At 69.9% G+C, this 14,191-nt stretch carries 13 protein-coding genes; 3 read left to right on the plus strand and 10 right to left on the minus strand.

Translation table 11 applies throughout. The annotated features are described in order from the left end of the window. Positions 1-111: 111 nt before the first annotated feature. The 8 genes from ACFFIA_RS09750 to ACFFIA_RS09785 form a co-directional block, all read right to left on the minus strand. Complete coding sequence (locus ACFFIA_RS09750) at positions 112-2,181, minus strand: flotillin family protein (RefSeq protein ID WP_377248834.1); 2,070 nt, start codon at positions 2,179-2,181, stop codon at positions 112-114. A gap of 14 nt (positions 2,182-2,195) precedes the next feature. After that, positions 2,196-2,786: a hypothetical protein gene (locus ACFFIA_RS09755; protein ID WP_377248837.1), complete on the minus strand. Its 591-nt coding sequence runs from the start codon at positions 2,784-2,786 to the stop codon at positions 2,196-2,198. 99 nt (positions 2,787-2,885) lie between these two features. Then, the gene (gene speB / locus ACFFIA_RS09760; protein ID WP_377248840.1) at positions 2,886-3,893 is read right to left on the minus strand and encodes an agmatinase; all 1,008 of its coding nucleotides are present in this window, start codon (positions 3,891-3,893) and stop codon (positions 2,886-2,888) included. After that, entirely contained in the window at positions 3,890-5,092 is a 1,203-nt protein-coding gene (locus ACFFIA_RS09765) for a saccharopine dehydrogenase family protein (RefSeq protein WP_377248843.1), read from the minus strand. Before ACFFIA_RS09765 ends, speB begins: the two co-directional genes overlap by 4 nt. After that, positions 5,092-5,880, minus strand: coding sequence for an ABC transporter permease (locus ACFFIA_RS09770; RefSeq protein WP_377248846.1), 789 nt, complete (start codon positions 5,878-5,880; stop codon positions 5,092-5,094). The genes ACFFIA_RS09765 and ACFFIA_RS09770 overlap by 1 nt, the downstream gene beginning before the upstream one ends. Then, positions 5,880-6,791 (minus strand): ABC transporter permease, encoded by a 912-nt coding sequence (locus tag ACFFIA_RS09775; RefSeq protein WP_377248849.1) that lies wholly within the window; start codon positions 6,789-6,791, stop codon positions 5,880-5,882. The genes ACFFIA_RS09770 and ACFFIA_RS09775 overlap by 1 nt, the downstream gene beginning before the upstream one ends. Next, complete coding sequence (locus ACFFIA_RS09780) at positions 6,788-7,915, minus strand: ABC transporter ATP-binding protein (RefSeq protein ID WP_377248852.1); 1,128 nt, start codon at positions 7,913-7,915, stop codon at positions 6,788-6,790. The genes ACFFIA_RS09775 and ACFFIA_RS09780 overlap by 4 nt, the downstream gene beginning before the upstream one ends. Before the next feature lie 213 nt (positions 7,916-8,128). Continuing rightward, a complete protein-coding gene (locus ACFFIA_RS09785; protein ID WP_377248855.1) occupies positions 8,129-9,310 on the minus strand; it encodes a polyamine ABC transporter substrate-binding protein in 1,182 nt (393 codons plus the stop codon). A 190-nt stretch (positions 9,311-9,500) separates the two neighbouring features. Between ACFFIA_RS09785 and ACFFIA_RS09790 the strand changes: the two genes are divergently transcribed. Further along, positions 9,501-9,989 carry an Lrp/AsnC family transcriptional regulator gene (locus ACFFIA_RS09790; RefSeq protein ID WP_377248858.1) on the plus strand — a complete coding sequence of 163 codons (489 nt, stop codon included), beginning with the start codon at positions 9,501-9,503 and terminating at the stop codon, positions 9,987-9,989. A gap of 51 nt (positions 9,990-10,040) precedes the next feature. Here ACFFIA_RS09790 and ACFFIA_RS09795 read toward each other — a convergent pair whose 3' ends face one another. Further along, entirely contained in the window at positions 10,041-10,643 is a 603-nt protein-coding gene (locus tag ACFFIA_RS09795; RefSeq protein WP_377248861.1) for a class I SAM-dependent methyltransferase, read from the minus strand. A gap of 155 nt (positions 10,644-10,798) precedes the next feature. On the opposite strand from ACFFIA_RS09795, the gene ACFFIA_RS09800 reads away from it, so the two are divergent. Beyond that, the gene (locus tag ACFFIA_RS09800; RefSeq protein ID WP_377248864.1) at positions 10,799-12,145 is read left to right on the plus strand and encodes an aspartate aminotransferase family protein; all 1,347 of its coding nucleotides are present in this window, start codon (positions 10,799-10,801) and stop codon (positions 12,143-12,145) included. Further along, positions 12,130-13,455, plus strand: coding sequence for an NAD(P)/FAD-dependent oxidoreductase (locus ACFFIA_RS09805; protein WP_377248867.1), 1,326 nt, complete (start codon positions 12,130-12,132; stop codon positions 13,453-13,455). The genes ACFFIA_RS09800 and ACFFIA_RS09805 overlap by 16 nt, the downstream gene beginning before the upstream one ends. On the opposite strand, the gene ACFFIA_RS09810 is transcribed toward ACFFIA_RS09805, so the two are convergent. Continuing rightward, positions 13,427-14,191: a hypothetical protein gene (locus tag ACFFIA_RS09810; protein WP_377248870.1), complete on the minus strand. Its 765-nt coding sequence runs from the start codon at positions 14,189-14,191 to the stop codon at positions 13,427-13,429. The genes ACFFIA_RS09805 and ACFFIA_RS09810 overlap by 29 nt on opposite strands.

Raw genomic sequence — 14,191 nt, forward strand, 5'->3', positions numbered from 1 at the left:
GTCTTCCTCCGGCACCCCGAAACCCCGACTCCGTCGGCGCGGTACCTCCGTCCAGACGCCGCCGCGCCAACTCGCTCGCTCACTCTGCCCCCGGGTTCGCTCGCGCGGCGCTCACTTGGCGTTCAGCTCGGCGAGCGGGGCGTCGGCCAGGCCGAGGCGCTTCGCGGCCTGGAGCAGCTCCTTCAACTTGTCGGCGTCGGCGTTTCCGGCCTTGATCTGCTGGAGCAGGAAGGCGGACAGCGTCAGGTTCTGCACGTCGCCCGTGTTGAGCGACTTGAGCAGCTCGGCCAGGTCCTTGGTGAAGTCGGACGAACCGTCGAGCCACGGCTTGGCGAGCGTCTGCGCCACATCGGAGTGCCCGACAAAGCCGTCGACCGCCTTGCCCGCGGCGATCGAACTCATCAGCCGGTCGAAGAAGATGCTGTCGCCGCCGACGATGTCGATATTCGCCTTCTCCAGGCCCTTCGACACGACACTCGCCTGCGACTCGGCGATCTGCCGCTGCACGTCCAGGCCGGCGAGGCGGATCTCCTTCTCCGCCTCCAGGCGCAGCCGGTACTCCTCGTGGTCGCGGGTCGCCTCGTCGAGCGCGGCCATCGCGGCCGCCTTCTCGGTGAGACCTTCGGCCTCGCCCTTGAGCTTCTCGCGCACCGCGTCGGCCATCGCGAGGGCCTTCTCCCGCTCGACGGTGGCCTCCGCCTTGCCGACCTTCTCCGTGCCCTCGGCCGCGGCGAGCGCCTTCTCCCGCTCCACGGTCGCCTCGGCGCGCCCCACCTTCTCGATGGCCACCGCGTCCCGCTCGCGCACCTGCACGTCGGCCAGCCCGACCGCGGCCGCCTCGGCCTGAGCGCCCTCGGCCAGCCGGATCTTCGCCCGCGTGTCCAGCTCCGCCGCCTGCTGCCGCGCCTCGGCCAGCACCAGCGCCTCGCGCGCCTTGTGCTTGGCCGCCTGCTCCGCCGCCTCGGCCGCCTTGATGTCCTTGACCAGCGCCTCCTGCGCCTCGGCCTCGGCCTGGATGACGGTCGCCTGGCGGACCCGCTCGGCCTCCTCGACCACGCGGAGGCGCTTGATGTTCTCCTCCTGCTCGGCGACGGTCTTCTCCACCGCGATCCGCTCCCGGACCACCTCGGCGATCGCCCGCTTCTCCCCCTCGACCTCTTTGTCCTTGGCGATCGTGGTCAGCTCGGTCTCGCGCTGCCGGGCGATGACCTCCAGCATGCGGTCCTTCTCGATCCGCTCGGTCTCGATCGCGATGACCCGCTCGCGGTTCTTCTCCGCGACCGCGATCTCGCGCGCCTTGTTCTCCTGCTGGACGCCGAGCTGCTCCTCGGCCCGGATGTTGGCGCCTTCGGCCTTCTGCCGCTCCTCCGCCCGTACCCGGGAGATCTCCGCTTCCTCGCGGGCCCGCATGGTCTCGATCTCGCGGCGCTGCTTGATCTCCGCCTCGGCCTGCTGCCGCTCCAGCTCCAGGATGGTCTGGCGGGCGTCGACGTTCTGGCGGGTGATCTCCTTCTGCTCGGTCTTCTGGAACTCGTTGGTCCGCACGTGCTCGATCGCGGTCAGCTCGGTGATCTTCCGGATGCCCTGCGCGTCGAGGATGTTGGCCGGGTCGAGCCGCGCCATCGGCGTCTGCTCGAGGAAGTCGATCGCCGCGTCTTCGAGGCTGTAGCCGTTGAGGTCGGTGCCGATCACCGCGATGATCTGGTCGCGGAACTCGTCGCGCTTCGTGTACAGGTCGACGAAGTCGAGCTGCTTGCCGACCGTCTTGAGCGCCTCGGAGAACTTCGCGTTGAACAGCTCCTGGAGCGTCTCCTGGTCACTGGCCCGCGCGGTGCCGATCGCCTGCGCCACCTTGATGACGTCTTCGACGGTCTTGTTGACCCGTACGAAGAACGTGATGCGGATGTCCGCCCGGATGTTGTCGCGGCAGATGAGCCCCTCGTGGCCGGTCCGCTCGATGTCGATCGTCTTGACCGAGATGTCCATGGTCTCGGCCTTGTTGAACACCGGCAGCACGACCGCGCCGGTGAACGTGACGTCGACCTTTCGGATCTTCGAGATGATGAGCGCCTTGCCCTGCTCCACCTTGCGGAACAGCCGGCTCACCATGAACAGCAACACGATGACGACGAGAAGTACGACGGCGACGAGCACGCCGAAGCCGGTGGTGATGACGTCCATGAGGCGGTCCCTCTTTATCCGAGCGGTTCAGGATGGGGGACGGGAGTGACCCAGAAGAACTCCCCGTCCGCGTCGTAGTCATAGATCAGTGCGGTCGTGCCGGACTTGAAATCGTCGGCACCGGTCTGCCGCACCTGGATGATGGCCGACGAGCCGTCCGCGGCGGTGACCTCTGCCTGGCCGAACGTCTGGCTGACCCGGCCCGTCCGGATGACGCACACCGAGCCGACGAAGTCGGCGCGCGACGCCTCCGGCCCCTGCGGAAACAGCCGCCGCAACGGGCGCACGAGCAGCCAGGTGACAAACCACGCGGCGACGAGCGCCACGACGAGCGCGAGGATCGCGAGCAGCAGTACGTCGCCGAGAAGCACCGTGCCGGCGAGGCTGACGAACCAGGCGACCGCGATGAGGAGCGAGGCGGTGACCGCGACGGGCACGCCGGCGAAGCCCACGCCGCCCAGCACGTCACCATCCGCGTCGAAGTCAAGCGCCTCGATGTCAAGCGCGCCGAGCAGCACGAGCAACCAGTAGCCGATGACGACTACCAGGAGGAAAGTGAAGATGACGGCCGGGAAACCGAGCGCCGCGTCCAGAAACTCACCCATCGAGCCGCGTCCACCCCCCACATGTCAGCCGTAGACAGGATCATGACATGCCAGGTCAAGGCCCGTGCGCCCCGGTGGGGACCCGGGCAAGGTCCGGCGTCAGGCGCCGCGGCCGTCGAGCAAGGGCTGGCGGGGGTCCCACGGCGGTCCCTGGCGCCGGCGGGCGATCGCCGACAGGGCCTCCAGCACGACCCGGTTGCCCAGATACGCCGTCACGTCGGCGTGGTCGTACGGCGGGGAGACCTCGACCACGTCGATGCCCGCGATGGGCAGCTCCAGGCAGCAGCGGCGCACCGCGTCGAGCAGCTGGCGCGCGGTCAGCCCGCCCGGCTCGGGAGTGCCGGTGCCGGGCGCCATCCCGGGGTCGACCACGTCGATGTCCACCGACAGGAAGACGCCCTCGCACTCGTCGACCGCGGTCACAAACGCCTCGGACAGGCACTCGTCGAGGCCGCGGGCCACGATCTCGCTCATCTCGTACGAGCGCATGCGCCGCTCGGCCATCCAGTCCAGCACCGCCGGGCCGGGCCAGTAGCCTCGCAGTCCGATTTGGAGGAACCGGTCGCCGCGTACGGCGCCGGACTCGATGAGGCGGCGCATCGGGAGGCCGTGGCCGTACAGCGAGCCGAACTCGATCTCGCCCGTGTCGGCGTGCGCGTCGAAGTGCACCAGCGACACGCGCCCCTGGCCGAGGTGCCGCGCCACGCCCTTCGCGTCGGGCAGCGTGATGGAGTGGTCGCCACCGAGGACCAGCGGGATCGCGCCGGCGGTGGCGACCGTGGCGACCGCCTCCTCCAGCGCGCCGAGCGCACGCTCGATGTCGCCGCTGAACATCTCGACGTCGCCGGCGTCGTACACCTTCAGGTCGCGCAGCCCGTCGACGCGCAGGGCGAGCGAGGGGCGGCTGCCGTCGTGTTCGAGATAGCACGCCTGGCGCATGGCGGACGGTCCGAAACGGGTACCCGGACGGTTGGTGGTGCCGCCGTCGAAGGGCGCGCCGAGAATCACCACGTCAGCGTCCGCGAACGTGGCCGGCTCGCCGAGATCGCACCGCTCGACGCCGAGAAACGTCACGTCCGGACCGAACATCGGGCCGTACCGGGTCATCGCTCCTCCATCCCCCATGGCGAGCCGTAGTCGTTCAGCAGATCGAGGAACGGCCGCGCCGGGAACGCCTCCGGACCCAGCACGCCGGTGCCGGACCAGGTGCCGGTGGCGAGCAGTTCGAGCGCGACCACGGGGTTGACCGCGGTCTGCCACACGACCGCCTGGTGCCCGTACTCGCGCATCGACCACTCGTTGTCGACCACGTGGTAGAGGTACACCTCGCGTGGCCCGCCCGACTTGCCGGTGCCGCGCACCCACGTGCCGGCGCAGGTCTTGCCGCGCATCCGGTCGCCGAGCGTCGCCGGGTCGGGCAGGCAGGCGGCGACCACGTCTCGCGGTGCCACCGACACGCCGCCCACGCGCACCGGCTCGGTGCGGTCCAGGCCGAGCTTGTGGAGGGTACGGAGCACCTCGATGAACTCGCTGCCCAGCCCGTACTTGAAGGTGACCCGCTCGGCGTCGACCCAGCGCGGGATCAGCAGCACCTCCTCGTGCTCCACGTTGACGCACTCGACCGGGCCGATGCCCTCGGGGAAGTCGAAGACCTCCGGCTCGGAGAACGGCTCGGTGGTGCGCCAGCCGCGCCCCCGCTCCCAGATCACCGGCGGGTTGAGGCACTCCTCGATGGTGGTCCAGATGGAGAACGAGGGGGCGAAGTCGTATCCGTCGACGACCAGGTTGGCGCCGTCGCGCACCCCGATCTCGTCGATGTCGCCGAAGAGCTCGTCGGCGGCGTACCGGGCGAAGACGTCGGAGAGGCCCGGCTCGACCCCCATGCCGACCAGTGCCAACCGCCCCGCCTCCGCCCACCGCCCGGCCTGGGCGAACTGGTCGTCGCCGAGCTTGACGCCGGGCTCCTCGTGCGGACGCTCGGGATGCGGCTTGGAGAGCGACATCGCCATGTCCAGGTAGTCGGCGCCGGCGGCGTACGCCCCCTCGAAGATGGGCATGACGAACCGCGGGTCGACCGCGTTGAGCACGTGTGTGATCCGGTGCTCGCGGCAGAGCGCGGCCACCTCCTCGGCCGAGGAGGCGTCGACCCGGGCCGCGGTGAAGCGACCATCCATGGTGGACACCGCGCGGGCGGCGCGCGCCGGGTCGTAGTCGGCCACCACCATCGCCTCGAAGAACGAGCGGCGCGCGGCGATCGGCACGGCCGCGGAGCCCACCCCGCCGGCGCCGACGAGCAGGACCCGCATCAGCGCACCCTCCTGCGCCGCAGCGAGGTGCTGAGCACCAGCAGCAGCGCGATGACGAACATGGCCGTGCCGATGACGTTGACCTGCGGTGGGATGCCGCGCTGGGCCGAGCCCCAGACGTACATGGGGAACGTCACCGTCGTGCCGGAGTTGAAGTTGGTGATGATGAAGTCGTCGAACGACAGCGAGAACGCGAGCAGCGCCGCCGCCACGATGCCCGGGAAGACGAGCGGGAGCGTCACCTTGCGGAAGGTCTGAAACTCGCTGGCGTACAGGTCCATCGCCGCCTCCTCCAGCCGGTTGTCCAATCCGGACAGCCGCGCCTTCACCGTGACGACGACGAACGAGACGCAGAACATCACGTGCGCGATGACCACCGTCCAGAAGCCGAGCTGCACGCCGCCGGCGACGAAGAGCGCGAGCAGCGAAGAGCCCATCACCACCTCGGGCGTCGCCATCGGCAGGAAGATGAGCAGGTTGGTCGCGCTCCGGCCGCGGAAGCGGTGCCGCACGAGGGCGAACGCCATCAGCGTGCCGAGCAGCGTGGCCGCGACGGTGGCGACGAAGCCGATCTGCACACTGCGTACGACCGCGTCACACATGTCGCCCGGACCGCAAGGGCTGGTCCAGTTGTCCAATGTGAACTCGTTGAAGTCGTACGACAGGCGGCTCGACGGCCGGTTGAACGAGAGGCCGATCACCACCGCGATGGGCAGGAAGAGGTAGCCCAGCACGAGCAGCCCGGCGGCCATCACCCAGTGGTCGGCGATCCAGCGCCCCAGCTTCATCAGAGCACCTCGTCCGTTCCGGCCCGCTTCACGTACACGAAGACGATCGCGAGGATCGCGGCCATCAGGATGAACGACAGCGACGCCGCTTGCGGGTAGTCGAGCCGCACCAGGAAGGCGGAGTCGATGACATTGCCGATCATGTACTCGTTGGGCGTGCCGAGCAGCTCGGCGTTGATGTAGTCGCCGGTCGCGGGGATGAACGTGAGCAGCGTGCCGGCCACCACGCCGGGCATCGACAGCGGCAGCGTCACCTTGGCGAACGCGCGGATCGGGCTGGCGTACAGGTCGCTGGCCGCCTCCAGCATCCGGCCGTCGAGGCGGTCGAGGCTCGCGTAGAGCGGCAGCACCATGAACGGCAGGAAGTTGTAGGTGAGCCCGAGCACCACCGCCGTCGAGGTGGCCAGCAGCCGCCCGTCGGGGCCGAGCAGGCCGATGTCGCGCAGCACGCCGACGACCCAGCCGTTGTCCGCGAGGATCGCCTTCCAGGCCAGCGTGCGCACCAGGAAGCTGGTGAAGAACGGGGCGATGACGCAGACCAGCATGAGGTTCTTGAAGCGGGTCGCCTTCTGCGCGATCGCGTACGCCAGGGGGTAGCCGAGCAGCAGGCAGAGCAGCGTGGCGATGCCCGCGTAGACGAGCGAGCGCACGAAGTGCGGCCAGTACGCGGAGAGCGCGTCGGCGTAGTTGCCGAAGGCCCACGTCATCGCGTAGCCCTCCTGAAGCGACCCGTTGGGGTCGTACAGGCTGGTGGCGGCGAGCTGCACCGCCGGCACCGCGAAGAAGATGGTCAGCCACAGCCCGCCGGGGAGCAGCAGCAGGTACGGCAGGAGCCGCCGCCCCTTGCGCGGGGGCGGCGGCGGAGTCTCATGTGGACCTACGGCCGAGCCGAGGTGCCCGACAACGCTCACGAGACCGGCTCCAGCAGCGGCTGGGTCGCGTCGCCGGCACCTGCCTCGCGACCGAGCAGGAACGCGTGCTCCGGCCGCCAGTGCGCCACCACCTCCGAGCCGACCGGCACCTGCGCGAGCACGCCCGTGTTGGAGGCGAACGCGGAGACCTCGGTGCCCCACGGGGTGCGCACGAGGTACTGCGTGCTGACGCCGACATAGGAGGAATCCGAGACGACACCGGTCAGCCACTGGTGGCCCGCCGGCACCGAGTCGGCGTCGGGCGCGAGGTGGAGCTTCTCGGGTCGTACCCCCAGATAGACCTCGCCCGCGACGGTCCGGCAGCGATCCGCGGGCAGTGAGAAGCGCGAACCGTATGCCGAGACCAGCACCTCGTCGCCGGAGCGACCGGCGACCTCCCCGGCGAGCAGGTTGGACTGCCCGAGGAAGTTGGCGACGAACGGCGTGGACGGGAACTCGTAGATCTCCACCGGCGCACCGAGCTGCTCGATCCGCCCCGCGTTCATCACCGCGACCGTGTCGGCCATGGTCATGGCCTCCTCCTGGTCGTGCGTGACGTGCACGAAGGTGAGCCCCACCTCGGTCTGGATGCGCTTGAGCTCGATCTGCATCTGCCGCCGCAGCTTGAGGTCGAGCGCGCCGAGCGGCTCGTCGAGCAGCAGCACCTGGGGGTGGTTGATGAGCGCCCGGGCGAGCGCGACCCGCTGCTGCTGGCCGCCGGAGAGCTGGGCCGGGCGGCGCCGGCCGTATCCCTCCAACTGCACCAGCGCGAGCATCTGCTCCACCTGTGCCTTGATGTCGCGCACGCCCCGGCGGCGCAGCCCGAACGCGACGTTTTCGAAGACGTCGAGGTGCGGGAAGAGCGCGTAGCTCTGGAACACGGTGTTGACCGGGCGCTTGTACGGCCGCAGGCGGCTGATGTCTCGCCCGCCGAGCAGCACCTTGCCGCTGGTCGGCTCCTCCAGCCCGGCCACCATCCGCAGCGTGGTGGTCTTGCCGCAGCCAGAGGCGCCGAGCAGCGCGAAGAAGCCGCCCTGCGGGATGGTCAGTGTCAGGTCGTCGACGGCGGTGAAGATCCCGAACCGCTTGACCAGGTTGACCAGCTCCAGATCGCCCGTGCTCACCGCACTCGCTCCGCTCCTCGGTCGCTAGCGCTCCCTGCGATGCTCACTCGCTGTCGGCTCGCTGTGCTCACCTGGCTCGCCTCCGCACTCGCTCCGCTGCTGCCACCCCACGAAAACGCTCCGCTTCGCTCCACATTTACGCGGGGACCCCGGCTTGGTCGCTAGCGCTCCCTGCGATGCTCACTCGCTGTCGGCTCGCGTTTCCGGCCACCGTCACGCTCCGATTGCCTGCTGGAACTTTGTCGAGTACGACCGCTCCTGCGCCTCGTCGAGCGCCATGAACACCTTCGCCTTGCCGAGCGTGGCGTCGTCCGGGAAGATCAGCGGGTTTGTCGCCAGATCCGGGTCGATCTCGGTGATTTTCTCCTGGGCGCCCTGCACGGGGCAGATGTAGTTGACATACGCCGCGAGCTCGGCGGCCACCGCCGGGTCGTAGTAGTAGTCGATGAGCTTTTCGGCGTTGGCCTTGTGCGCCGATTTGTTGGGCACCAGCATGTTGTCGGACCAGAGCATGATGCCCGAGTCCGGCACCACAAATTTGATCTTGTCATTTTCGCCGGTCAACTGGATCACGTCGCCGGACCACGCGATGCAGGCGGCGATGCCGCCGCTGGCCAGCTCGGTCGAGTAGTCGTTACCGGTAAACCGGCGGATCTGCCCGGACGAGCGCGCCCGCTTGAGCTTCTCCAGCGCGTCGTCAAACTGCGCCTCGGTGAAGTTGCTCGGGTCGTGCCCATTGGCGAGCAGCATCAGCCCCATCGTGTCGCGCATCTCGGTGAGGCAGGTGACCTTGCCCTTGAGGTCGGGGCGGGTCAGCAGCTCGTCGATGGTGCGCACCTCGCCGGTCACGTCGCCGTTGTAGGCGATGCCGGTCAGGCCCGACTGCCACGGCACCGCGTACTCGTCGTTCTTGTCGAACGGGCGGGCTCGCAGCGAGCGGAGCAGGTTGGTCTGGACGTTGGGGAGGTTGGACTTGTTGAGCTTCTGGAGCCAACCGAGGCGGATCATGCGGGCCGCCATCCAGTCGGTGAGCACGAAGAGATCGCGGTCGGTGGGCTGGCAGTCGGCGAGCTGGTTTTGCACCTTGCCGAAGAACTCGTCGTTGTCGTTGACGTCTTCGGTGTAGGTGACCTGGATGCCGCTGCCCTCCTGGAAGGCCAGGAGCGTGGGGCGCTTGGACTCGTCGTTTTCATCGACGTCCATATATTGTGGCCAGTTGGAGAAGGCCACCTTCTTGTCGGTGCTCGAAGCGTCCTCGCTGACGCAGCTGTCTTCGGACTGCGCGGTGCCCTCGGTGCCACAGGCGGAGAGCAGACCACCGGTGGTCACCAGCGCGCCGGAGGCCAGGGCGCCGCGCACGAGGCGGCGGCGGGACAAGCTCGTGGCCGACAACACGGCCCTGGCCTCGGCTGAAAGGGAGCTATAGGGGCGCATGTACGGCTCCAGAGTGGTTCGTGAGAATGGTTCGTACGATCCGACGCCTGATCCTGGCATGATGTAATGCCAGGTCACAAGGGATTCCGTTGTAGAAGTGCCAATTCGCAACGAAATGCGAACGTAACAGTGCTCTGACAGGAGGCGATGGATGGCGAAGCCGCCGCGGCAGGGGGTCGGCGACGGCGCGGCCCATGCTCTGCTCGATGACGTCGGCAAGCAGATCATCGAGCAATTGCAGGAAGACGGACGGCGTCCGTACGCCACCATCGGCAAGGCGGTCGGGCTCTCCGAGGCAGCGGTGCGGCAGCGCGTGCAGCGCCTCCTCGACGCGGGCGTGATGCAGATCGTCGCGGTCACCGACCCGCTCCAGCTTGGCTTCCCGAGGCAAGCCATGATCGGCCTGCGCACCACCGGCGACCTGGAGGCGATCGCCGACCGCCTGGCCGAGCTCGACGAACTCGACTACGTGGTGATCACTGCCGGGTCGTTCGACCTGATCACCGAGGTGGTCTGCCGCAACGACGACCACCTACTGGAGATCATCAGCCGGCTGCGCCAGGTGGAGGGCGTCATCGCCACCGAAGCCTTCGTCTATCTCAAGCTCCGGAAACAGACATACACCTGGGGTACGGCGTAAAGCACGCACCCCAGGTGGGTCTCGTCGCACGCGGCGGTGCGGCTCGGCCGGCTAGCCGGCGTTGATCGCGCGTGGCCGGCGGGCGTGGTAGACCAGCGCGGGCGGCAGATTGCGCCACACCGTACGACCGACGACCACCTCCTCGAAGGTGGTGTGCAGCGCCGACCGGAGCCGCCGGGCCGGGGGCGCCCAGATGGCGTGGATGTACGCGAAGGTGGTGAACGCCCCGCCCGGCGCGAGCGCGCGCCGCACCGCGTCCAGCACGCTCCCCTGCCGGCCGGCCGAGAAGGCCGCCCACGGCAGCCCACTCACGATCACGTCCGCGTGGCCGAGGCCGCGCTCGCCGAGCAGGTCGCCCAGGTGCGCGGCGTCGGTGACCGCGACGTCGAGACCGGGGTACCGGTCCGCGAGCCGGCCGGCGAAGGTCGCGTTGAGCTCGATCGCGAGGTGGTGTCCCCGCCCGCTCAGCCGGCGCTGGATGACGTCGGTGAACGCCCCGGTGCCGGGTCCGAGCTCGACCACCACCGGGTCGCCGCTCTCCGGGACGGTCGCGCAGATCTGCCGGGCCAGGACGGCTGAGCTCGGGGCGATCGCACCTACGGAGAGGGGAGCGCGGGCGAACTCGCGGATGAAACGCATCGCGTCGTCGGTCACGCCTTGAATCCTCGTGACCACGGTGGCAGAGGTCCCTCCTCCGTACGGTCGGGGCATCGGCCACTTGGAGGAGGACCTACGAAATCCGTTGCGTCTGGTTTATCGCGTGACGGATTCGCTTGCATGGCACGGCTGAGCTATGCGGTAATCGTGGCATGGGCAACGCGACCGATCACCTCTGGATGCACTTCACCCGCATGGCGAGCTATCGGGAGGGGGAGGTGCCCACGATCGTGCGCGGCGAGGGCGCCTACGTGTGGGACGCGCAGGGGCGCCGCTACCTCGACGGGCTCGCCGGCCTCTTCGTCGTGAACGCCGGTCACGGGCGCACCGAGCTGGCCGAGGCCTCCGCCAAGCAGGCGGCCGAGCTGGCGTTCTTCCCGCTGTGGTCGTACGCCCATCCGACCGCCGTCGAGCTGGCCGAGCGGATCGCCGCGCTCACGCCGGGCGACCTCAACCGGGTCTTCTTCACGACCGGTGGCGCCGAGGCGGTCGAGGCCGCGTGGAAGCTGGCCCGCGCGTACTACAAGCGGATCGGCAAGCCCACGAAGCACAAGGTGGTCAGCCGCTTCATCGCGTACCACGGCACGTCGATGGGAGCCTTGTCGATCACGGGACTGCCCGGCATCAAGAGCGACTTCGAGCCGCTGGTGCCCGGCGGCATCAAGGTGCCCAACACCAACTTCTACCGCGCCCCGGAGCACGGCGACGACATCGAGGCGTTCGGCCGGTGGGCGGCCGACGAGATCGCCCGCGCCATCGAGCGGGAGGGGCCGGACACGGTCGCCGCGGTCTTCCTGGAGCCGGTGCAGAACTCCGGCGGCTGCTTCCCGCCGCCGCCCGGCTACTTCGAGCGCGTGCGGGAGATCTGCGACGAGTACGACGTACTGCTCGTGTCGGACGAGGTGATCTGCGCCTGGGGCCGGCTCGGCGAGTACTTCGGCGCGGTGCGGTACGGCTACCAGCCCGACATCATCACCACCGCCAAGGGCCTCACCTCCGGCTACTCGCCGCTCGGCGCGATGATCGCCTCCGACCGCCTGATGGCGCCCTTCCTCGGCGAGACCGGCATGTTCGCCCACGGCGTGACCTTCGGCGGGCATCCGGTCTCCTGCGCGGTCGCCCTGGCCAACCTCGACATCTTCGCCCGCGAGGATCTCACCGGGCACGTGCGCGCCAACGAGGCCGCCTTCCGCGCCACGCTGGAGAAGCTCAACGACCTGCCGATCGTCGGCGAGGTGCGCGGCGACGGTTACTTCTACGGCATCGAGCTGGTCAAGGACAAGGCGACCAAGGCCACGTTCGACGACGACGAGTCCGAGCGGCTGCTGCGCGGCTTCCTCTCCACCGCGCTCTTCCAGGCCGGGCTCTACTGCCGGGCGGACGACCGCGGCGACCCGGTGGTGCAGCTCGCGCCGCCGCTGATCGCCGGGCAGGAGCAGTTCGACGAGATGGAGCAGATCCTCCGCGCCGTCCTGGTCGAGGCATGGCAACGTCTCTGAAGGCGGACAGCCTCTGGATGTCCACTGTGGACGACGACCTGGCGCCGCGCCCGGCGCTGGGCGGCTCGCTCGTCGCCGACGTCGCGATCGTCGGCGCCGGCTACACCGGGATGTGGACGGCGTACTACCTCGCCGTCGCCGCGCCCTCGCTGCGGATCGTGGTGCTGGAGAAGGAGTTCGCCGGCTACGGCGCGTCGGGACGCAACGGCGGCTGGTGCTCGGCGCTCTTCCCCACGCCCGTACGGCTGCTCGCCCACCGCCACGGCCGGGAGGGCGTGGTCGCGATGCAGCGCGCCATGAACTCCACAGTGGACGAGGTGGGTCGGGTCGCCGCTGCCGAGGAGATCGACTGCCACTGGCGCAAGGGCGGCACGGTCGTCGTGGCGCGTACGCCGGCACAGCTGCGCCGGGCACAGGCGGCTGTCGAGGAGGCCCGGGAGTACGGCTTCGGCGAGGAGGACATGCGGCTGCTCGACGCCGACGAGGCGACGAAGCGCTGCGGCGCCACGAAGGTGCTCGGCGGCACATACACGCCGCACTGCGCGGCGATCCATCCGGCCCGCCTGGTGCGCGGGCTGGCCCGGGCGGTGGAGCGGCGGGGCGTCACCATCTACGAGCGCACACGGGTCACCGGCCTGCGCAGGGGCGCGGCGGACACGACCGTGGGCACGGTGCGCGCCCCGGTCGTCGTACGCGCCACCGAGGCGTACACGCCCGCGCTGCCCGGTGTCCGCCGGGCGATCGCACCGGTGTACTCACTGATGATCTCGACCCCGCCACTGCCGGACGACTTCTGGGCGAGCGCGGGGCTGGCCGAGCGGGAGACGTTCGCCGACTTCCGCCGGCTCATCATCTACGGCCAGCGGACGGCGGACGGGCGGCTGGCGTTCGGCGGGCGGGGCGCGCCGTACCACTTCGGCTCCCGCACCAGCCCCGAGTACGACCGTGAGCCACGCGTCTTCGCCGCGCTGCGCCGGGCGCTTGTGGACCTCTTTCCCGCACTCGCCGGCGTACCGATCACGCACAACTGGGGCGGTGCGGTCGGGATCGCCAGCGACTGGTCCGCCTCGGTGGGGCTCGACCGGGAGACCGGGCTGGCCTGGGCCGGTGGCTACGTCGGCGACGGCGTGGGCACGACCAACCTCGCCGGGCGCACGCTGGCCGACCTGGTCCTCGGCGTGGAGAGCGAGCTGACCGAGCTCCCCTGGGTCGGCCACGAGTCTCCACAGTGGCCACCGGAGCCGCTGCGCTGGATGGGCATCAACACCGTGCGCAAGCTCGTCACGTGGGCTGACGCAGCCAGGTGGTGATCTGGCCCTGCCGGGTCTCGTCGTCGAGCTTCGGGCAGACCCGCTCGCAGCGCTCCAGACCGGGCCGCTTGTAGGCCAGGCAGCACGCGGCGGCGAGCGGCACCGAGCCGATCCAGCGCCGCCGCACCGCCAGCGGGCCGGCGCAGGCGAGCACGCGGTCCGCCTCGACCGAGGCGGTGTGCGCCGGGCCGGGCGGCAGCTCACCGGCGAACGCGCTCATCACGGTGTCGGCGACCAGCGCCCACGCCGTACGGCGGCCGAGCCGGGAGACGCCCCGCAGCGCCTCGATGACCGGTGTGGAGAGTGCCAGGATGCTGGCCGCCAGCTCACCTTCCAATGTGGACGCGATTGCGGTGCCGGGCGCACCGGCCAACGGATCGTCGGGCAACACGGTGAGCGCCGACGGCCCCACCGCCACGGCGTTGAACCAGCCGCCCTCGTCCGCGCGGAGCGCGGTGCCGTCGACCGTGAGCCGAGGCAGCCGCCGCTCCTCGCGGTAGGCGTACACCAGCAGCCGGATGAACGAGCCGGTCACCCATCCCGCCATGTGCGCGGCCGCGGTCTCCGGCGGGCAGCCCGACGACGCCGCGAACGCCCGCATCTGCCGGGTCAGTACCGCGCCGTCCGCCTCCAGCTCCCGCAGCGTGTACCAGCCCGCGCCGGAGCGGTCGGCGCTGGCCTCCGGGTAGCTGCCCGCGGCGTTGTAGCGCTGAAGGAGTGCGTCGACCGGCGGCAT

The organism is Phytohabitans kaempferiae (assembly GCF_042433955.1).
GTDB classification, from domain to species: Bacteria; Actinomycetota; Actinomycetes; order Mycobacteriales; family Micromonosporaceae; genus Phytohabitans; species Phytohabitans kaempferiae.